At 72.1% G+C, this 19,029-nt stretch carries 15 protein-coding genes and 1 tRNA gene; 10 read left to right on the top strand and 6 right to left on the bottom strand.

The window, feature by feature from the left end; translation table 11 throughout:
* Positions 1-23 precede the first annotated feature (23 nt).
* Together J7W19_RS13135 and J7W19_RS13130 are read right to left on the bottom strand one after the other, a co-directional pair.
* The gene (locus J7W19_RS13135) at positions 24-1,304 is read right to left on the bottom strand and encodes an MFS transporter (RefSeq protein WP_004947094.1); all 1,281 of its coding nucleotides are present in this window, start codon (positions 1,302-1,304) and stop codon (positions 24-26) included.
* A gap of 276 nt (positions 1,305-1,580) precedes the next feature.
* Positions 1,581-3,233 carry a potassium/proton antiporter gene (locus J7W19_RS13130; RefSeq protein ID WP_004947096.1) on the bottom strand — a complete coding sequence of 551 codons (1,653 nt, stop codon included), beginning with the start codon at positions 3,231-3,233 and terminating at the stop codon, positions 1,581-1,583.
* 366 nt (positions 3,234-3,599) lie between these two features.
* Here J7W19_RS13130 and J7W19_RS13125 point away from each other — a divergent pair, with 366 nt between their 5' ends.
* The gene (locus tag J7W19_RS13125) at positions 3,600-6,524 is read left to right on the top strand and encodes a penicillin acylase family protein (protein ID WP_004947099.1); all 2,925 of its coding nucleotides are present in this window, start codon (positions 3,600-3,602) and stop codon (positions 6,522-6,524) included.
* Positions 6,525-6,561: 37 nt separating this feature from the next.
* On the opposite strand, the gene J7W19_RS13120 is transcribed toward J7W19_RS13125, so the two are convergent.
* Positions 6,562-7,158 (bottom strand): 5-formyltetrahydrofolate cyclo-ligase, encoded by a 597-nt coding sequence (locus J7W19_RS13120; protein ID WP_004947101.1) that lies wholly within the window; start codon positions 7,156-7,158, stop codon positions 6,562-6,564.
* Positions 7,159-7,239: 81 nt separating this feature from the next.
* Here J7W19_RS13120 and galU point away from each other — a divergent pair, with 81 nt between their 5' ends.
* The 8 genes from galU (at position 7,240) to J7W19_RS13080 (ending at position 13,761) form a co-directional block, all read left to right on the top strand.
* Positions 7,240-8,142, top strand: coding sequence for a UTP--glucose-1-phosphate uridylyltransferase GalU (gene galU, locus J7W19_RS13115; RefSeq protein ID WP_004947104.1), 903 nt, complete (start codon positions 7,240-7,242; stop codon positions 8,140-8,142).
* A 13-nt stretch (positions 8,143-8,155) separates the two neighbouring features.
* Positions 8,156-9,484, top strand: coding sequence for a molybdotransferase-like divisome protein Glp (glp, locus tag J7W19_RS13110; RefSeq protein ID WP_004947107.1), 1,329 nt, complete (start codon positions 8,156-8,158; stop codon positions 9,482-9,484).
* 63 nt (positions 9,485-9,547) lie between these two features.
* On the top strand, positions 9,548-10,039 hold the full coding sequence (gene moaC / locus J7W19_RS13105; RefSeq protein ID WP_004947110.1) for a cyclic pyranopterin monophosphate synthase MoaC: 492 nt from the start codon (positions 9,548-9,550) through the stop codon (positions 10,037-10,039).
* Positions 10,036-10,530 carry a MogA/MoaB family molybdenum cofactor biosynthesis protein gene (locus J7W19_RS13100; protein WP_004947111.1) on the top strand — a complete coding sequence of 165 codons (495 nt, stop codon included), beginning with the start codon at positions 10,036-10,038 and terminating at the stop codon, positions 10,528-10,530. The genes moaC and J7W19_RS13100 overlap by 4 nt, the downstream gene beginning before the upstream one ends.
* The gene (locus J7W19_RS13095; RefSeq protein WP_004947113.1) at positions 10,527-11,138 is read left to right on the top strand and encodes a GNAT family N-acetyltransferase; all 612 of its coding nucleotides are present in this window, start codon (positions 10,527-10,529) and stop codon (positions 11,136-11,138) included. The genes J7W19_RS13100 and J7W19_RS13095 overlap by 4 nt, the downstream gene beginning before the upstream one ends.
* A gap of 151 nt (positions 11,139-11,289) precedes the next feature.
* Positions 11,290-12,360, top strand: a complete 1,071-nt coding sequence (sepX, locus tag J7W19_RS13090; protein ID WP_004947115.1) for a divisome protein SepX/GlpR — start codon at positions 11,290-11,292, stop codon at positions 12,358-12,360.
* Positions 12,361-12,469: 109 nt separating this feature from the next.
* Positions 12,470-12,543: transfer RNA gene (locus J7W19_RS13085), tRNA-Ala, on the top strand.
* 552 nt (positions 12,544-13,095) lie between these two features.
* On the top strand, positions 13,096-13,761 hold the full coding sequence (locus tag J7W19_RS13080; protein WP_004947121.1) for a hemopexin repeat-containing protein: 666 nt from the start codon (positions 13,096-13,098) through the stop codon (positions 13,759-13,761).
* Positions 13,762-13,854: 93 nt separating this feature from the next.
* Here the strand turns inward: J7W19_RS13080 and J7W19_RS13075 are convergent, their stop codons facing one another.
* Positions 13,855-14,244 (bottom strand): VOC family protein, encoded by a 390-nt coding sequence (locus J7W19_RS13075; protein ID WP_004947124.1) that lies wholly within the window; start codon positions 14,242-14,244, stop codon positions 13,855-13,857.
* A gap of 84 nt (positions 14,245-14,328) precedes the next feature.
* Between J7W19_RS13075 and J7W19_RS13070 the strand changes: the two genes are divergently transcribed.
* A complete protein-coding gene (locus tag J7W19_RS13070; RefSeq protein WP_004947127.1) occupies positions 14,329-15,114 on the top strand; it encodes a TetR/AcrR family transcriptional regulator C-terminal domain-containing protein in 786 nt (261 codons plus the stop codon).
* Positions 15,115-15,168: 54 nt separating this feature from the next.
* On the opposite strand, the gene J7W19_RS13065 is transcribed toward J7W19_RS13070, so the two are convergent.
* The gene (locus J7W19_RS13065; protein ID WP_004947129.1) at positions 15,169-16,548 is read right to left on the bottom strand and encodes an aldehyde dehydrogenase family protein; all 1,380 of its coding nucleotides are present in this window, start codon (positions 16,546-16,548) and stop codon (positions 15,169-15,171) included.
* A gap of 2 nt (positions 16,549-16,550) precedes the next feature.
* The gene (locus tag J7W19_RS33660; RefSeq protein ID WP_004947133.1) at positions 16,551-18,998 is read right to left on the bottom strand and encodes an aminotransferase class III-fold pyridoxal phosphate-dependent enzyme; all 2,448 of its coding nucleotides are present in this window, start codon (positions 18,996-18,998) and stop codon (positions 16,551-16,553) included.
* Positions 18,999-19,029: the final 31 nt, after the last annotated feature.

Raw genomic sequence — 19,029 nt, 5'->3', positions numbered from 1 at the left:
CCATAGTGCAGTATTCCGGCGTCTCAGTCCACCGAGACGGGCTCGCGGTGACCGACCCCACGCTCGACGATCCGCGACGCGGCGGCCTCCGGGGCGAGCCGGTTGCGCAGCGCCAGCAGCACCACCAGTGCCAGCGTGGTGCCGCACAGCGGGACCAGGAAGCCGGTACTGGCGCTGTGCGAGTCCACCAGGCGCCCGGCCACCGTGGAGCCGGCGGCCTGGCCCAGGCCCACGGCGCCGGTCAGCCAGGTGAACGCCTCCGTTCGGGAGCCCGCCGGGACGAGCGACTCGACCAGTGTGTAGCCGGTGATCAGTGCCGGGGCGATGCACAGGCCCACGACCAGGCCGAGCCCGCCCAGCAGCGGCACCGCGTGCACCGCCCACAGGGGCGTCGTGGCCAGCGCCAGCAGCGGGTACGCGGCGAGCAGCCGGCGCTGCGGGGTGCTGCGCCAGGCGACGGTGCCGCAGATGATGCCCGCGATCATGTTCCCGGCCGCGAAGGCGCCGTAGAGCAGACCGTTGATGCCCGGCTCGCCGATCTCCTTGGTGAAGGCGGTCAGCGACATCTGCATGCCGCCGAAGACCGAGCCGATGCCCAGGAAGGCGAAGATCAGCACGCGGACACCCGGCACCGACAGGGCGGAGGAGCCCTTCTGCCGGCTGCCCGCCGCGGTGCGGCCGGGCTCCGGCTGGGTGCGGCGCTGGGTGGCGAACAGGACGCCGCCGACGACCGTGAGGACCGCCTCGGCGATCAGACCGGCCGACGCGTGGACGCCGGTGCAGAGCGCGGTGGCCAGCACCGGACCGATCACGAACGTGAACTCGTCCGTCACGGACTCGAAGGCCGCCGAGGTCGCCATCAGCGGCGAGCCCTCCAGCTTGGCCGCCCAGCGGGCCCGCACCATCGGACCGATCTGCGGGGTGGACGCACCGGCGGGCACGGCCGCCACGAACAGCGCCCACAGCGGCGCGTGGGACAGCGCCAACGTGATGAGCAGCGAGATCGCCGCGGCGTGCACCACGATGCCGGGGAGCAGCACCGCGGCCTGCCCGAAGCGGTCCGCGAGCTTGCCGCTCTGCGGGGCGAACAGCGCCATCGAGACGCCGGCCGTCGCCGAGACGGCACCGGCCGTGGTGTACGAGCCGGTGGTGTTCTGGACGAGCAGCAGGATCCCGATGGTCAGCATCGCGAACGGCTGCCGGGCCAGGAAGCCGGGGAGCAGGAACGTCCAGGCGCCGCGTGTGCGCAGCAGCCTGCCGTACCCGGGACGGGCCCCGGCGGAGTCATTGACCGTGGTCTCCACGGCCCTTGCCTTTCCGCCGCCTGGTAGCACGCCCCGTACGGGGAAAGCCGTCACGGAGCGCGCCGAGAGCTGTCCTCTCGCGCAGGACCGTGGTAGATGCCGATCCGGCCGCCTCGTGAATCGCGGCCACGGCCGCCGTGCGGTCGCGCCAGCTCTGCATCAGGCAGAGATGGTTCGGTGTTGTTCGGTAGTGATACGGAAAAGAGCAGGTCCTCCGGCCCGTGGGGGCGTACCCGCAGGGGCCTCCGGCACCAGCCGGAGGATCATACGAAGAACCTACTTCCTCCCTACCATACCTGGCGCTCGCTTCCGCACGCTTTTCCCTGAGGAATCGGTTCCGCTTCCGGCGGCGCCGCTTCCGCCGGTACCGGTACGGGCCACCGCCCCCGGACTCCGCTCGGCGGCTTTCCCCGGGGCCCCGGCCTTCCGGCCGGCCTCCGTCTTCCGCTTCCCCTTCCCGGAGGTCGAAGCCGAGGCCGAGGCCGGGGCCGGAACGGAGGCCGTGCCCGACCCCGTCCCCAGCCACCCGGCCAGCTTGCCGCCCTCGCCGACCGCGCGCAGCCGCTTCTCGGCCGCGTCCCGCACCGGGTCCGTGGCCACGACCAGCAGTTCGTCCCCGTACCGCAGGACGGTCGACGGGGCCGGGACGAAGCTCGCCCCGTCCCGCACCACGAGCGTGACGGCCGAGCCGGCCGGCAGCCGCAGTTCGGAGACCTCGACGCCGTGCATCTTCGAGCCCTCGGGGACGCCCACCGACAGCAGGTGGCCGCGCAGCCGCTCCAGGGGCGCGGATTCGATCCCCAGGTCCAGGGCCTCGGTCTCGCCCAGGTCGAGGCGGCGGGCCAGCCAGGGCAGCGTCGGCCCCTGGACCAGGGTGTAGACGATCACCAGCACGAAGACGATGTTGAAGATCCGCCGGCTGTCGGGGACCGCCGCCACCATCGGGATGGTGGCGAGCACGATCGGCACCGCACCGCGCAGCCCGGCCCAGGAGAGGAGCGCCTTCTCCCGCCAGGGAGTGCGGAACGGCGCCGTGCTGAGGTAGACGGAGACCGGCCGCGCGATCACCGTCAGGACCAGGCCGACGACGAGCGCGGGGACGATGTCGTCACCGAGTTCGTGCGGCGTGACCAGCAGGCCGAGCAGGACGAACATCCCGATCTGCGCGATCCAGCCGAGCCCTTCGGCGAAGCCGCGGGTGGCCGGCCAGTGGGGCAGCTTGGCGTTCCCCAGTATCAGCGCGGCGAGGTAGACGGCCAGGAAGCCGGAGCCGTGGGCCAGCGCGCCGCCGGCGTACGCGATGGTGGCGATGGCCATCACGGCGATCGGGTAGAGGCCGGAGGCGGGCAGGGCCACGTGCCGCATGCCGTACGCGCCGAGGAAGCCGATGGCGAGGCCGACGGCCGCGCCGATGGCCAGTTCGAGGGCGATCTCGCCCAGGAGCAGGTACCAGTGCTCGACCGGTCCGGCGGCCGAGAAGGCGACGACGAGGATGACGACGGGAGCGTCGTTGAAGCCGGACTCCGCCTCCAGGACGCCGGTGAGCCGGGCGGGGAGGGGAACGTTCCGCAGGACGGAGAAGACGGCCGCGGCGTCCGTCGACGACACCACCGCACCGATGATCAGGGACTGCCGCCAGTCCACTCCGGCGAGGTAGTGGGCGGCGGTCGCGGTGACCCCCACGCTCACCGCGACGCCGAAGGTGGAGAGGACCGCGGCGGCGGGCAGGGCGGGCTTGATCTCCTGCCACTTGGTGCCGAGACCGCCCTCGGCCAGGATCACCACGAGGGCCGCGTAACCGATGACCTGGGTCAGGCCGACGTCATTGAACGAGACGCCGATGCCGTCCTGTCCTATCGCGACGCCGATGCCGAGGTAGACGAGCAGACTGGGCAGCCCGCTCCGGGAGGAGACCCGTACCGCCGCCACCGCGACGAGCAGGACGAGCGAGCAGATGAGCAGGAGTTCGTTGAGGTGGTGGACAGTCAGGGGCCGCTCCCATCACTAGGACTCCGGCCGTTGTCTGAAGGAACGTTCCTGCGAACGCCTTCCTACGAACGACCGGAACTTCATTGCCTCTCCTAATATTTTACGGGTTCTTAACGCCGTCCGGTCGGGACGAGGGTGGGCGAACCCCCACGGGACCACCTCGGCACGTCGGACGGACCACCCCCGGCGGCTGTTCGGAACGGTCACGCCCGGCCCCCGCGACGACTCCGCGTCGGGTCGCCGGGCGCCCTGCGCCTATGGTTGCTTCCAGCACTCCAGGACCACCCGGCCCCGCGAAGGACAGCGATGCCCCCCAACAACACCGGCCCTTCCGGCAAGAAAAAGAAGGGACGACGCGCTCGCCTGCTCGTGATCAGCCTCGTGCTGCTGCTCGTGGCAGGTGTCGGATTCGGGGCGTACTGGGGCGTCAGTACCGTGCGCGCCTCGTTCCCGGAGACGTCCGGAACGCTCGCGCTCAAGGGACTGAAGAGTCAGGTCAAGGTCGAGCGGGACGGCAACGGGATCCCTCAGGTCTACGCGGACAACGCCGAGGACCTGTTCCGCGCCCAGGGCTTCGTCCAGGCGCAGGACCGCTTCTGGGAGATGGACGTCCGGCGGCACCTGACGGCCGGACGGCTCTCCGAGATGTTCGGCTCCGGGCAGGTGGAGACCGACGCCTTCGTCCGCACGATGGGCTGGCGCAGGACCGCGCAGAAGGAATACGACAGCAAGCTGTCGCCGGAGACCAAGAAGTACCTCCAGGCGTACTCGGACGGTGTCAACGCCTATCTCGCCGACCACAAGGGCAAGTCGCTGTCGGTGGAGTACGCGGCCCTGGAGTTCGAGAACGACTACAAGCCGGAGAAGTGGACGCCGGTCGACTCCGTCGCCTGGCTGAAGGCGATGGCCTGGGACCTGCGGGCCAACATGCGCGACGAGATCGACCGCTCGCTCGCCGCGACCCGGCTGAGCCCGCGGCAGATCGAGCAGCTCTACCCGGCGTACCCGTACGACCGGAACAAGCCGATCGTCGAGGGCGGCGCCTATGACGCGGCCGGCAAGACCTTCGACCCCAAGGGCACGCCGTCCTCGTCGTCGCAGACCAGCGGGCAGGGGACGCAGGGTACTCAGGGGACCCAGGGGACCCAGGGGACGCCCGGCGGCCGGGGCACGCAGGGCGCGCCCGGAACCCAGGGCACACCCGGCACGCAAGGCAACCGAGGCACGCAGGGCACGCAGGGCACGCAAGGCACGCAGGGCGTTCCCAACAGCGGCGTCCCCGGCAAGGGAACGGGCGGCGCGTCGGCCGGTGGCCTGCGCACCGGCCTGGCCTCGCTGTCGAAGACGCTCGACAAGCTCCCGGCCCTGCTCGGCCCCAACGGCAACGGCATCGGCTCCAACTCGTGGGTCGTCTCGGGGCGGTACACGACCACCGGCAAGCCGCTGCTGGCCAACGACCCGCACCTCGCGCCGCAGCTGCCGTCCGTCTGGTACCAGATGGGCCTGCACTGCACCAAGACCAGTGAGCAGTGCCCGTACGACGTGGCCGGCTACACCTTCGCGGGCATGCCCGGCGTCGTCATCGGCCACAACAAGGACATCGCCTGGGGCATGACGAACCTGGGCGCCGACGTCGCCGACTTCTACCTGGAGAAGGTCAGCCCCGACGGCACGTACCAGTACGGCGGCAAGGAGCTGAAGCTCGACACCCGCAAGGAGACCGTGAAGGTCGCCGGCGGCAAGGACCGCGAGTTCACGATCCGCGAGACCAACAACGGGCCGCTCGTCTCCGACCGCAACGACGAGCTGGGCAAGGTCGGCCAGGACGCACCGGTCAAGGGCGCGGCCCCCGACCGCGCGGAGGGCTACGCCGTCGCGCTGCGCTGGACCGCCCTGGAGCCGGGCAAGTCGATGGACGCGGTCTTCGAGCTGAACCGGGCCACGGACTGGGAGTCGTTCCGGAAGGCCGCGTTCGACTTCGCCGTCCCCTCGCAGAACCTGATCTACGCGGACACCAAGGGCAACATCGGTTACCAGGCCCCCGGGCAGATCCCCGTGCGCAACAAGAAGCACGACGGCCGCCTCCCGGCGCCCGGCTGGGACCCGTCCTACCAGTGGAAGGGATTCGTCCCCTCCACCGCGCTGCCCTGGGACTACAACCCCAAGCGCGGTTACATCGTGACCGCCAACCAGGCCGTCGTCGACCCGAAGTACCCGATTCCGCTCACCACGGACTGGGGCTACGGCACCCGCAGCCACCGCATCACCGAGCTCATCCAGTCGAAGATCAAGGACGGCGGGAAGATCTCGACCGAGGACATGCAGAAGATGCAGATGGACAACGCCAGCGAGATCGGCAAGCTCCTGACGCCCTACCTGCTCAAGATCAACCTCAAGGGCCCCAACGAGCGCGAGACGAAGTACCTGCGCGAGGCCCAGGACCTGCTGAAGGACTGGGACTACAAGCAGGACGCCGACTCGGCCGCCGCCGCCTACTTCAACGCGGTCTGGCGCAACACCCTCAAGCTCGCCTTCGGCAACAAGCTCCCCAAGGAGCTGCGCGTCAAGGGCCAGTGCCTGCGGGTGCCCCCGGCCCGCGACTCCGGTCCCAAGGAGGACCTGAACGGCAGGACCCGCCTGGTCACCGAGTGCGGCGAGCGCGAGCCGGACGCGGCGCAGCCGGACGGCGGCGACCGCTGGACCGAGGTCGTCCGCTCGATCCTCGACAAGCCGGACGACGGCTGGTGGAAGACCAGCGGCCGCAAGGGCGCGAAGAACCGCGACGATCTGCTGGCCCGCGCCATGAAGGACGCCCGCTGGGAGCTCACCTCCAAGCTCGGCAAGGACGTCTCGTCCTGGAGCTGGGGCCGGCTGCACCAGCTCAACCTGAAGAACCAGACGCTCGGCAAGGAGGGCCCCGCCATCGTCCGGTGGATGCTCAACCGCGGGCCCTGGAACCTGGCGGGCGGCGAGGCCGCCGTCAACGCGGCCGGCTGGAACGCGGCGGGCGGCTACGACGTGGTCTGGGTGCCGTCCATGCGGATGGTCGTCAACCTGGAGGACCTGGACAAGTCCCGGTGGATCAACCTCACCGGCGCGTCCGGCCACGCCTACCACGCCAACTACTACGACCAGACGGACAAGTGGGCCAAGGGCGAGCTGCTGCCGTGGGCCTTCACTCCGGGCGCGGTGAAGAAGGCGTCGGAGAACACGCTCACGCTCACGCCGTGAGGCCGGTGCCCTCCTCCGCCAGGTGAACGGGCGCCGGTCAGGCCGGCGCGAAGCGGCGCACCCCGCCAGGGGTGACCACCGCGTGCACGGGGTGGTCGTGCGGTTCCTCCGGGACCCGCGCGACCACCTCGTCGTCGTAGAGGAGCACGACGAGGGCGGGCGTCGCGCCCGCGCGCTCCAGGCGCGCCAGTACGCGGTCGTACGAGCCGCCCCCGCGCCCCAGTCGCATGCCCCTGCCGTCCACCGCCAGGCCGGGCAGCAGCACGGCGTCCGCCTCGGTGACGGCGTCGGGGCCGAGCCGGGGCCCGTCCGGTTCCAGCAGTCCGCGGCCGGCCCTGGCGAGGTGGCCGGGGCCGCGGTAGAGGCCCCAGTCGAGATCGTTGTCGGGCAGCAGGACGGGCAGCAGGACCCGGACGCCGCGGTCGCGCAGGCGCTCCAGCAGGGCGCGGGTGCCCGGTTCGCGGCCGACGGAGACGTAGGCGGCGACCGTTCCGGCGCCCGCGAGCTCGGGCAGGCCGAGCGCGCGCCGGCCCAGCGCCTCCTGCGCGGCCCCGATCGTTCCGGGGCTCAGGGCCGCGCGTCGGTCCAGGAGAATTCGCCGCAAGTCGGTCTTGCCGCCATCTGCCGTGCCCATTGTTCGTACAAACTCCTTTTCTCGGTTCATACTCGGTGGAGCCGCATCTTCCACTCATTCGCAACGGATAGTGTTCGCCCCATGACTCACGCGCGACCTCGGATCAGCAAGGCTGTCATTCCCGCCGCCGGCCTGGGAACCCGGTTCCTGCCGGCGACGAAGGCCACGCCCAAGGAAATGCTGCCGGTCGTCGACAAGCCGGCCATCCAGTACGTGGTCGAGGAAGCGGTCGCCGCGGGCCTCACGGACGTCCTGATGATCACCGGCCGCAACAAGCGCCCCCTGGAAGATCACTTCGACCGGAACTACGAGCTGGAGGAGGCCCTGCGCCGCAAGGGCGACGCCTCCCGGCTCGCCCGGGTGCAGGAGTCCAGCAACCTGGGGACGATGCACTACGTCCGGCAGGGCGATCCCAAGGGCCTCGGTCACGCCGTGCTCTGCGCCGCACCGCACGTGGGCAACGAGCCGTTCGCCGTCCTCCTCGGCGACGACCTGATCGACGAGCGGGACGCCCTGCTCTCCCGCATGGTCGACATCCAGCGGCGCTCCGGCGGCAGTGTGATCGCCCTGCTGGAGGTCGACCCGTCCCAGGTCCACCTCTACGGCTGCGCGGCGGTCAAGCCCACCGACGCCGAGGACGTCGTCGAGGTCACCGGGCTCGTCGAGAAGCCCGACCCGGCCGAGGCGCCCAGCAATTACGCGGTCATCGGCCGCTACGTCCTCGACCCCGCGATCTTCGACGTGCTGCGGGAGACCCCGCCGGGGCGCGGCGGCGAGATCCAGCTCACCGACGCCCTGCAGGCCCTCGCCGCCGAGCCGGGCCTCGGCGGACCGGTGCACGGCGTAGTGTTCAAGGGACGCCGGTATGACACCGGTGACCGTGGTGACTATCTGCGTGCCATTGTCAGACTGGCATGCGAACGTGAAGACCTGGGACCGGACTTCCGGGACTGGCTTCGTAGGTACGTCACCGAGGAGATGTAGCCCTGTGAGCCTTGTGAGCGACGCCGCCGCGGCCGCGCCGGGCGCGGACCGCCTCTGGTCCGTGGACGAGCACCTCGCCGACATCCTGCGCACGGTCCGTCCGTTGGAGCCCATCGAGCTCCAACTGCTCGACGCCCAGGGCTGCGTGCTCGTCGAGGATGTCACGGTGCCCGCCGCCCTGCCGCCCTTCGACAACAGCTCCATGGACGGCTACGCGGTCCGGGCCGCCGACGTCCGGGACGCGAGCGAGAAGTTCCCGACCGTGCTCACGGTCGTCGGCGACGTCGCGGCGGGCGGCGACGGGGCGCTCGTCGCCGTGGGGCCCGGCCAGGCCGCGCGGATCATGACCGGGGCGCCGCTGCCGCCCGGCGCCGAGGCGGTCGTCCCCGTCGAGTGGACCGACGGCGGGCTCGGCGGAGGCCCCGCCACCACCATGTCCGCGGGCGGCATCGCCGGCGGGGCCTCCGGGGAGGGAGCCGGGCTGGGCGCGGTGCGCGTGCACCGCCCCGTCACCGCCGGCGCCCATGTGCGCGCCCGCGGCAGCGATGTCGCCGCCGGCGACCTCGCGCTCGCCGCCGGCACCGTCCTCGGCCCCGCCCAGCTCGGGCTGCTGGCCGCGATCGGCCGCGCCACCGTGACCGTCCGCCCGCGCCCCCGCGTCGTCGTCCTCTCCACCGGCAGCGAGCTGGTGCCGCCCGGCGGCGAGCTGGCCCCCGGCCGCATCCACGATTCGAACAGCTACCTCCTCGCCGCCTGCGCCCGCGACGCCGGGGCCCTCGCCTACCGCGTCGGCGCGGTCGAGGACGACGCCGCGACGCTGCGCGCCACCCTGGAGGACCAGATCGTCCGCGCCGACGCCATCGTCACCAGCGGCGGTGTCAGCGTCGGCGCCTACGACGTCGTCAAGGCGGCGCTCACCGGACTCTCCGGCGACGAGGGCCGGGTCGAGTTCCGCAGGCTGGCCATGCAGCCCGGCAAGCCGCAGGGCTTCGGCCGGCTCGGGCCCGGCCGCACCCCCCTCTTCGCCCTCCCGGGCAACCCCGTCAGCGCCTACGTCTCCTTCGAGCTGTTCGTCCGGCCCGCCGTCCGCGCCATGATGGGCCTCGAACCGCCGGAGCGCCCCGTCGTCCGCGCCGAGTGCGCCGAGCCCGTCGGCCCGTCGCCGCGGGGCCGCCGCCAGTACCTGCGCGGCCGGTACGCGGACGGGCGGGTCACCCCCGTCGGGGGCGCGGGATCGCACCTGGTGGGGGCGCTCGCGCGGGCCGACGCGCTGATCGTGGTGCCGGAGGACGTCACCTCCGTCCCGGCGGGCGCCGAGGTGGACGTCATCCTTCTCGACTGACCGCCGCCGCCTCCGGGTACGGTGGCACCCCACTGACGGCCTTGGCCTTGGACCGGGAGAACGATGAGCAGCACCCAGCCCCCACCCGCCCGGCTGACGCACCTCGACGACGCGGGCGCGGCGCGCATGGTCGACATCACGGCCAAGGACGTCACCGCCCGCACCGCGCGGGCGAGCGGACGGGTGCTGGTCGCGCCGCGCGTGGTGGAGCTGCTGCGCGGCGAGGGCCTGCCCAAGGGCGATGTGCTGGCCACCGCCCGGATCGCCGGGATCATGGGCGCCAAGCGCACCCCGGAGATCATCCCGCTCTGCCACCCGCTGGCCCTCTCGGGCGTCACCGTCGACCTCGCGCTGACCGACGAGGCCGTCGAGATCACCGCCACCGTCCGCACCACCGGCCGCACCGGTGTGGAGATGGAGGCGCTGACCGCCGTCACCACGGCCGCCCTCACCGTCGTCGACATGGTCAAGGCGGTCGACAAGGCCGCCGTCATCTCGGACGTCCGGGTCGAGGAGAAGTCCGGCGGCACGTCCGGCGACTGGCGGCGCGCGTGAGAGCCCTGGTCGTCACCGCCTCCAACCGCGCCGCCGCCGGCGTCTATCCGGACCGAGGCGGTCCGCTGCTGGTCGCCGGACTGGCCGAACTGGGCTGCGCGGTGGAAGGACCCCTGGTGGTACCCGACGGCGACCCGGTCGAGGCCGCGCTGCGGACGGCCGTCGCCGAGGGGTACGACGTGGTGGTCACCACCGGCGGTACGGGCGTCTCGCCCACCGACCGCACCCCCGAGGCCACCCGGGCGGTCCTGGACTACGAGGTGCCCGGCATCGCCGAGGCCGTCCGCGCCGAGGGGCTCGCCAAGGTGCCGACGGCCGCGCTCTCCCGCGGCCTGGCCGGCGTCGCCGGACGCACCCTGATCGTCAACCTGCCCGGTTCGACGGGCGGGGTGCGGGACGGCCTGGCCGTCCTCGGCCGGGTGCTCGCGCACGCCGTGGACCAGTTGCACGGCGGTGATCACCCCGGACCCGCGCCGCGGAACCCGGCATGACCATGTGGCCGGTGGCGCTCCGGGACGGGGACGTCCTGCTCCGCCCCATCCGTATGCGCGACCACAGCGCCTGGCGCGAGGTCAACCGGCGCAACCGCGACTGGCTGCGCCCCTGGGAGGCCACCGTCCCGCCGCCCCCGCCCGGCGGCCCGCCCGCGCGGCGTCCCACCTACCGGCAGATGGTCCGTCACCTGCGGTCGGAGGCGCACGCCGGACGCATGCTGCCCTTCGTCATCGAGTACCAGGGGCGGCTGTCCGGCCAGTTGACGGTGGCGGGCATCACCTGGGGGTCGATGTGCTCGGCGCACATCGGTTACTGGGTGGACGAGGCCGTGGCCGGCCGGGGCGTCATGCCGACCGCCGTCGCCCTGGTCACCGACCACTGCTTCCGCACCCTCGGCCTGCACCGCGTCGAGGTGTGCATCCGGCCGGAGAACGCGCCCAGCCGCCGGGTGGTGGAGAAGCTCGGCTTCCGCGAGGAGGGGCTCCGCCCGCGGTACCTGCACATCGACGGCGCCTGGCGGGACCACCTGGTCTACGCGCTCACGGCGGAGGAGGCGGTGGACGGGGTCGTCAGCCGGTGGCACCGCTCCCGCCTCGCAAAATAAAATAGATGTTCGAATTGGGCTGTCTAATGACGGTCGACGTTCGGTTTCGAACCCAACAATCACAAAAAAAGTTCGAGATATCAGCCGGTTCGTGCGACACACCGCGCCAATTGGCGGAATCCGCCGAGCGGACCCCTCTACCGTGTGCAGTGTGAGCAGCAGCGGCCTGATCTACGCAGTCATCGTCGGGGCCTGGGCCGCCTACTTGGTGCCGATGTGGCTCCGTAGGCAGGACGAGCTCAACGAAGCCCGTCCGACGGAACGCTTCAGCACCGCCATCCGGCTGCTGTCCGGACGGGCGGGGATGGAGCGCCGTTACGCCAAGGAGCTCGAACGCGCCGGCGCCTCCGCCGGCGCGCCGGCACCGGACGCGTCGGCATCCGGCGTGGCGGCGGACGCCCCGACGGCGCGTCCCCAGGAGCCGGACGCCGCGACCGCACCGGTCGCCGCCCGGCCCTCCGGCGTACCCGCGCCCGACCGGACTCCCCCCACCCCGGCCGAACGCGCCCGCCGCTCCAAGGTCCTCGCGCGCCGCCGCCGCACCACCGTTCTCCTCTTCCTCGCCTTCACCCTCGGCGCGGTCGTCGCGGGCGTCGGCGGCATCGCCTTCCTGTGGGCCCCGGCCGTTCCGGCGGTGCTTCTCAGCGCGTACATCTGCTACCTGCGCGTCCAGGAACGGCGGCGGTTCGCCTTCGTCATGGACCAGCGCCGGGCCGAACTGGCCGCCCAGCGGCTGCGCGAGGGCCGCCCGCGCCCTCAGCAGGCGGCGGACCCCACGACCGTCGCCGCCCCCGTCCCCGCGGACACCGTCCGCCGACCAGCCCCCGCCGCCGCGACTGAGCCCCCGGCCGCTCCGGCCGCCCCGTCGGCGCCCTCGCCCAGCGCGGGCCGCCGCGCCCTGGTCGAGCAGACCGACCACGCGGAGTGGGTGGACCAGCAGCGCGACCGCGGCACCGAGGGCGACGGCTGGGAGCCCGTGCCCGTCCCGCTGCCCACCTACGTCACGGCCCCCGTCGCCCCCCGCGCCGGCGACTCCGCCGACCTCGGCACCCCGGACACTTGGAGCGCCGCCCGCTCCAGTACCGCCGGCCCTTCCCTCGACCGCAAACCGGCCGACGACCGCCGGGGCGCCCGTCCCCGCCGCCGCCCCCGCGAACGCGGCCGCACCCCGCTCTTCGACCAGTACGCGGACGAGGAGCGCCCCCGCGCCGCCAACGAGTGACGGCACCACCCGCCCTTCGGGAACCCTCGCGCTGGTCAGCCGCGGGAGGGCGAGCGAAGGGCGATTTTCTTCTCAGCCGGTCGGGGTGCTAGAGTTTCACTCGTTGCAAGGGCCTGTGGCGCAGTCCGGTAGCGCACCTCGTTCGCATCGAGGGGGTCAGGGGTTCAAATCCCCTCAGGTCCACAACACGACTGTTCCGGAGCAGTCACGGAAGATCCCGTCCGATCGTTCAGATCGGGCGGGATCTTCTCGTTTCCCGGGTGTCCGAGAGCCTTCGGTCGCCGGCGCTTCGCCGCCGTGGCGGCTGCGTTTCAAACTGGCGGCCGAAGAGGGCCTTTGGTGCTTCAATGTCCCGAATCGACCCAAGTCGGCCGGTTGTTGAAATGGTCCGCGGTGGATGATCCCCCTCCGGTCAATGGATGCTGACCACAGCGCGCGCTCCAGGGATGTGAGCCTCGCCGCCGCCCAGGGCGCGGGCGCCAGGGTGGGGATACATTTGAAGAGGAAGGGGCGTTCCGCCGATCCGGAACCCTGGTGCCCCCAAGCCTGGTACATGCGTACGGGCCGGCGGTTCGGAAGCCGCGGTGGCTGTTGAACGATCACCTGCCCGACTTGCGGCTCGCCGTCGACTGCCGTTCGGCCCCGGTTCGCGGGTGGCCGCGTGCGCGACCCCCCCCGCATGCCGGAACGGCTGCACGGGCGAAACGATTTGACGCCTTCAAGAGGAGGTGCGTCATGGGAGCGAAGGTCTACTTCATCAAAGGCGGGAACTACGCGCGCTACGAGCTCGACCCCGACCCCGGAACCGTCGAGTACGTGAAGTCGATCGCCACGAACTGGGGAGGCATGGCGGCCCGGGGGTTCGCGAGCGGACTGGACGCGGCCATCAACGACGATGCCGGAGAGTATGTCTCCTTCTACAAGGGCGGCAACTACGTCCGCTACGGCACCGCGCAGAACGACATCGTCGACCTGGTGGGCGAGCCCCCGTACCCCTGGCCGATCACCAACGGCTGGGCGTCCTTCCTCACGGGCACCGGCTTCGAGGACTACCTCGACGGCGGATTCGGCGTGGGGGACGGCTCGGCCTGGTTCTTCCACGACAACCGCTGTCTGCGTGGGTCCCCTCCGGCCGGGATCATCCAAGGGCCCGACACGATCTCCTCGCTCGCGCCGAGCCTGGCGTCCGCGGGGTTCGGCTCCGACATCGACGACGGCGTGCGCCTTCCCGACGGCAGGACCTACCTCTTCAAGGGGGACAAGTACGTCCGGCTCGACCCGCTCACGCTCGCGGTCGACGCGGGCTATCCGGTGACGATCTCGGACGGGTGGATGGGGTTCTCGTCGGCGTTCGGCGCGAACGACTTCGACGCGGTGTGGATCAATCCGAACCACCCGTAAGCCGCACCCCGCGGAGAGGGCTGTCCATCATGCGGCCGGCCGAGCCGCGGGAGTCGCGGCCCGGCCCGTCGGTGCGGTCCTCCGGCGGCCCGTTCAGTGGGTGGTGGGTGCGTTCCAGTCGACGAGTTGGACGATGACGCCGTTGGGGTCGGTGACCTGGAAGGCGCGTTCGCCCCAGGGCTCCTCGCGCAGCGGCATGGTGATCGTGACGCCTTCGGCGGTCAGGCGGGCCAGTTCGGCTTCGAGGTCGTCGACGACGAAGGCCAGGATCACGCCGTCGGCGTGGTCGTCGCGCTGGTCGTCGGGGAGTGAGGCCAGGCCGCGCCGCAGGTAGATGACGTTCATCCCGGCGTCCTCGCGGGACAGCGACGCGAAGCCGTCGGCGCTCATGTCCTCCCGGAACCCGAAGTGGTCGGCGAGGAAGGCGCTGGACGCCTCGACGTCGTCGACGTTCAGGGACACGGCGGAAGCGGTGATCGGCAAAGGTCCTCCTTGAACGGGTCCAGATTCTCTGTACTGCATACAGTGTACTGCGTACAGAGAAGCTTTGTGGGTCAGAATGTCCCTGTGACTTCCGACCGAAGCGGCTCCGGCGATCCGGCCCGTTCCCTGAAGCTGCTCTGGCGCGTTCCGGACGCGCCACGGCGCGGTCCGCAGCAGCGGCTGAACATCGACACGGTCGTCGCCGTCGCCATCGGCCTGGCGGACGCCGACGGGCTGGACGCGGTCACGATGCGCCGCGTCGCGCAGCGGTTGGGGGTCGTCCCGATGACGCTGTACACCTATGTGCCGGGCAAGGCCGAACTCCTGGACCTCATGCTGGACACCGCCTACCTGCGGATGCCCCGGACCGACACCTCCGGGCAGCCGTGGCGGGCCCGGCTGACCGCCGTGGCCGAGGAGAACAGGGCGATGTTCGAGGAGCACCCCTGGGCGGCGACGATCTCCACCGGGCGGCCGCCGCTGGGGCCGGGGCTGATGGCCAAGTACGAGCACGAACTGTCGGCACTGGACGGACTCGGTCTCGACGACGTCGAGATGGACGCCGCCCTGACCTTCCTGCTCACCTTCGTCCAGGCCAACGCCCGCTCGGTGGCCGAGGCGCGCGCCGCCCGGCAGGAGAGCGCGATGGACGACGCACAGTGGTGGGCGGCCAACGCCCCCCTGCTGGAGAAGGTCTTCGATCCGACGGCGTACCCCACCGCCGCCCGCGTGGGCACGGCGGCGGGCAGCGCGCAGGGCGCCGCGTACAGCCCCGAGCACGCCTGGGAGTTCGGCCTCGGCCGCGTCCTCGACGGGCTCGCGGTCCTCATCGACCGTCCCGCGGAACAGGCCGGTCCGGAACCGCGGTAGTCCCCGGCACCCGCGTCGGCGCGCGGGCGGCGGGGACTCGGCTCGGGTGCCCGGTCAGGGGGCCGGCGGCGGGGTGAAGGTCTTGCCGCGCATCAGGAACTCGCCGAAGTAGCCGTCGTGCGGCAGGCCCGGCGTCAGGACGTGGGTGGGGTGGTCGCCCACGTGCAGATTGCGGATGGTGGGCTCGTCCAGGAGGCGCGAGACCAGGCGGTGGTCGGAGGTGAGGGCGGTGAGGACGAGCGTGTCGCGGAGCGGGCCGAGGCCGTCGGCCCTGCTCCACGGGGCGATCCAGGCGCACGGGAACGGCATTTCCAGGCGGGTCTGGGGCGCGTCGGCGCGGTCCACCCGGAACACCGCCGGACGCAGGACCGCGGCGCCGTCGCCCAGGTCGTCGACGAGGGTGTCGCCGCCGAGCAGGGCCGTGGCCCCGGCCGCCTCGGCGCGCACGTACTTCTCCAGGTTCCGCGCCTCGTCGAGGCGCTGGACCGGCAGTGCGGCGTCGTCGTGCTCCGGCGGCAGGGACGGCAGGCGGGCCAGCCGGTCCGCGACGGCCTCGGCCACCGGTGCCGGGTCGCCTTCGACGAAGACGGCGGTGGCGTTCGTACAGGACGCGCCGGCGTGTGCGCCGATCGAGTCGGCGATCGTGTCGAGGTGCCGGGTGAAGTCGGTGTCCGCGGTGATGAGGATCTTGGACCGGCCCGGGCCGTGGGGCAGGACGGTCGTGCCGGAACCGTACTTGTCCACCACGGTGTCGCCGCCGTAGACCAGGGCCAGATCGCCGCCCGCGACGAGTTCGTCGGCGACCCCGTGGTCCGTCGGGAGCAGCACGACGTGGTCCGTGCCAAAGCCGGCCTCGTGCAGGGCGGTCACCAGCCGGTGCGCGCTCAGCGGTTCGCGGCGGGAGGGGCGTACGGCGACGCGGTAGCCGAGGGCCAGCGCCTCCACCCACTGGGTGTGGATGGCGGGGTGGTTGCCGGCGACGAGTACGGACAGCACGGCACCGCGCCGGATCCAGCGTGCTGTGCCGGCACCGGCCGACACATCGCGGCTGCCGCGCGGCCTGGCCTGGCAGGCGAAGCCATAGGCGCCGGCCAGGCCCGTGGCGAGTGTGCCGGTGGCCTGTCGCACGACGGAGACGGGCAGGCCGCTCACCCGGGCGACGGTGTGTTCGTACCGCTCGACGGACATCCCGTCGATGACGGCGGTCGCGAACAGCCGGCCCGCCTCGGCCAGGGCCGCCGTCCGCTCGTCCAATGGCGGTGTCTCCGCCCGGCGGAGGGCGGCCAGCGCGCGGCGGACGTACAGGCGCGGCACCACGCTCAGTTCCGCGACCGGTCGTCCGGTGACGTCGTGGACGGTCTCCCTGGCCTGGGTGCGGTAGGGGCCGCCGGGGCCGAGGGCGTCGAGGTGGAGGGGTGCCGTGGAGCCGGCCATTCCTAGTACACCCCCTCGATCACGGTGGTGCCGCCGAACGTCCGGACCGGCTGGATGTCCGCGACCGCGTCGCCGCCGGAGTGCTCGGCGGCGGGCAGCCGGAGGGCGGTGTCCCGTTCGAGGTTGTTGGGGAGCAGCAGGCCGCGGCTCACATGGTTCATGACCACCTGGCCGCGCTCGCCGTAGGGCACCGGCTTCCCGGTGTCCGGGTCGACGACGCGCATGCTGATGAACGGGTACGGCGGGTCGAACACGGACGGCTCGTGCTCGGCGACGCCGTCCCGCTCGTACATGCCGCCGCCGACCATCGTGCTCCCGTAGAAGCCCAGCAGCCGGGCGTCCGGGAACACCTGGGTGCGGAGCAGGGCGCGGGTGTCGACGTTCATGGAGGAGCCGCCCCAGATGAGGGTGTCGACCTTCCTGTTGACGAGCTCGGCCAGCTCCTCGCGGCCGGCCAGCGCCTCCAGCAGCGGGGGCGTGGTGAAGACGACGCCGACGTCCTGGCTCCGCAGGATGGCCGTGACCTGGTCGAGGACGTGCTCCACGTACCGCTTGGTCTCCTCCGCCCTGCCCTCGCCGACGCACTTCTTCACCCACCGTGGGTCGAGGTCCACGGTGAACGGGATGCCGCCCCGCAGGTGCGCCAGCGTCCGGCTCGTGGGCGCGAAGAGGTGCGGGCCGCTGGGGCCGATCGTCAGCCAGTTGACCCCGCGGGGGACCCCTCGCTCGTCCAGGACCTCGGAGTGCCAGGAGGTCAGCCGCTCGTGGAGGTCGGGGGGCCAGACGACGCGTTTGGGCGCGCCGGTCGTCCCGCCGCTCTCGAAGATGTCCAGCGGGATCGGCCCGTCCCCGTACCCGCGCGGGACGAGGTCCTCGACGCGGGCGTCGCGCAACGCGTCGACGACGTTGGGGAACAGGGCCAGGTCGGCCTCGGTGCGGACGTCCTTCCGCGGGTCGAAGTCGAGGGTCCTGGCCCGCTCCAGCCAGAAGCGGGAGCCGGTTTCGGGGGCGAAGTGCCATTCCATGGCGGCGGCGAGCAGGTCGGGCATCGTGGGTGGACGGCCCCAGGGGGCGTCCAGGGCCGAGGGGGCCGGGGCGGACGCGCGGTGGGCGCGGCGCGTCGTGGCGGCGAACTCGGTGAGGACGTCCGTGACGGCCGCCGCGACCCGGTCGGCTTCGTCGCGGGTCATCACCAGGGGCGGGCTGAGCAGGACGGTGTTCGGGTTGTTGCGGACGATGACCCCGGCGCGCTCCCGGACCAGGGGCGGCACCCGGTCGGCCGACAGCGGTTCGCCGGTGGCCGGGTCCTCGGTCAGCTCGATGCCGAGCATGAGTCCGGTCTGCCGCACCTGGCCGACGACGGGCAGCTCCTCCAGGCGGCGCAGCCGTGCGCCGAGGTGGTCGCCGACCTCGACGGCGGCCGTGAGGAGGTCCTCGCGCTCCAGGATCTCGAGGTTCTTCAGGGCCACGGCGCAGCCGGTCGCGTGGCCGCTGTAGGTGTACCCGCCGAGGAACCCCTCGTCCCGGGTGGCCACCTCGGCCACGTGATCGGCCACCAGGAGCGCGCCCATGGGGAAGTACCCCGAGGTGAGGCCCTTGGCGGTGACGATGAAGTCGGGTGTGACGCCGAGCCGTCCGGAGGCGAACCAGTGGCCGGTCCTGCCGAACGCGGTGATGACCTCGTCGAGGATGAGGAGGATGCCGTGGTCCGTCAGCAGTTCGCGGACGCGCGGCCAGTAGTCGGCCGGGGGTTCGACCACGCCGGCCACGCCGAGGATCGGTTCCCCGATCATCACCGCGATGTTCTCCGCGCCGATCTCGTCGATCGTCTCCCGGAGTTCGCGCAGGCAGTACTCGGTGGGGTCCTCGCCGTCGTACAGCTCCGGGTGGAAGGGCAGCGGCGGGGTGAGGTGCCGGACGTTCGGCAGCATGGGGCCGAAGCCCTGGTGAAACATGGGCATTCCGGTGGCCGCGGCGCCGCCGTACGTGACCCCGTGGTAGCCGAAGTGACGGGCGAGGACCCAGGTCCGCTCGGGGCGGCCGAGCCGGTGGTGGTAGAGCCGGGCCATGCGCAGCGCGGCGTCGACCGCCTCGGCGCCGCCGCTCGTGAAGTAGACCCGCTCCATCGGGGCGGGGGCCAGTTCGATGAGCCGGTCCGCCAGTTGGATGGAAGGCTCGTTGGTGAACTCGTGGAAGCTGCTGTAGTACTCCAGTTTCGCCATCTGCCCGGCCGCGGCCTCGACCATCTCGCGCCGCCCGTGTCCCACGTGCGCGAGCATGAGTCCGCCGGTGGCGTCCAGATACTCGCGGCCGTGGGCGTCGCGTAACCGGCAGCCGGAACCCTCCACCATGACGATCCGATCGGCGGCGGCACCGGGCAGGTGCGGGTGGATCAGCCGGGATCGGTCGGTCTTGACCAGGGCGTCTGCGTTGACCAGCGGTGCCGCCATGTCACCCTCGCTATCGGAAATCGTCGGAAGT

The sequence above is a fragment of the Streptomyces mobaraensis NBRC 13819 = DSM 40847 genome (assembly GCF_017916255.1).
GTDB classification, from domain to species: domain Bacteria; phylum Actinomycetota; class Actinomycetes; order Streptomycetales; family Streptomycetaceae; genus Streptomyces; species Streptomyces mobaraensis.
The sequence above is the reverse complement of the archived record's forward strand: the minus strand, read 5'-3'. Positions and strand labels throughout refer to the sequence as shown.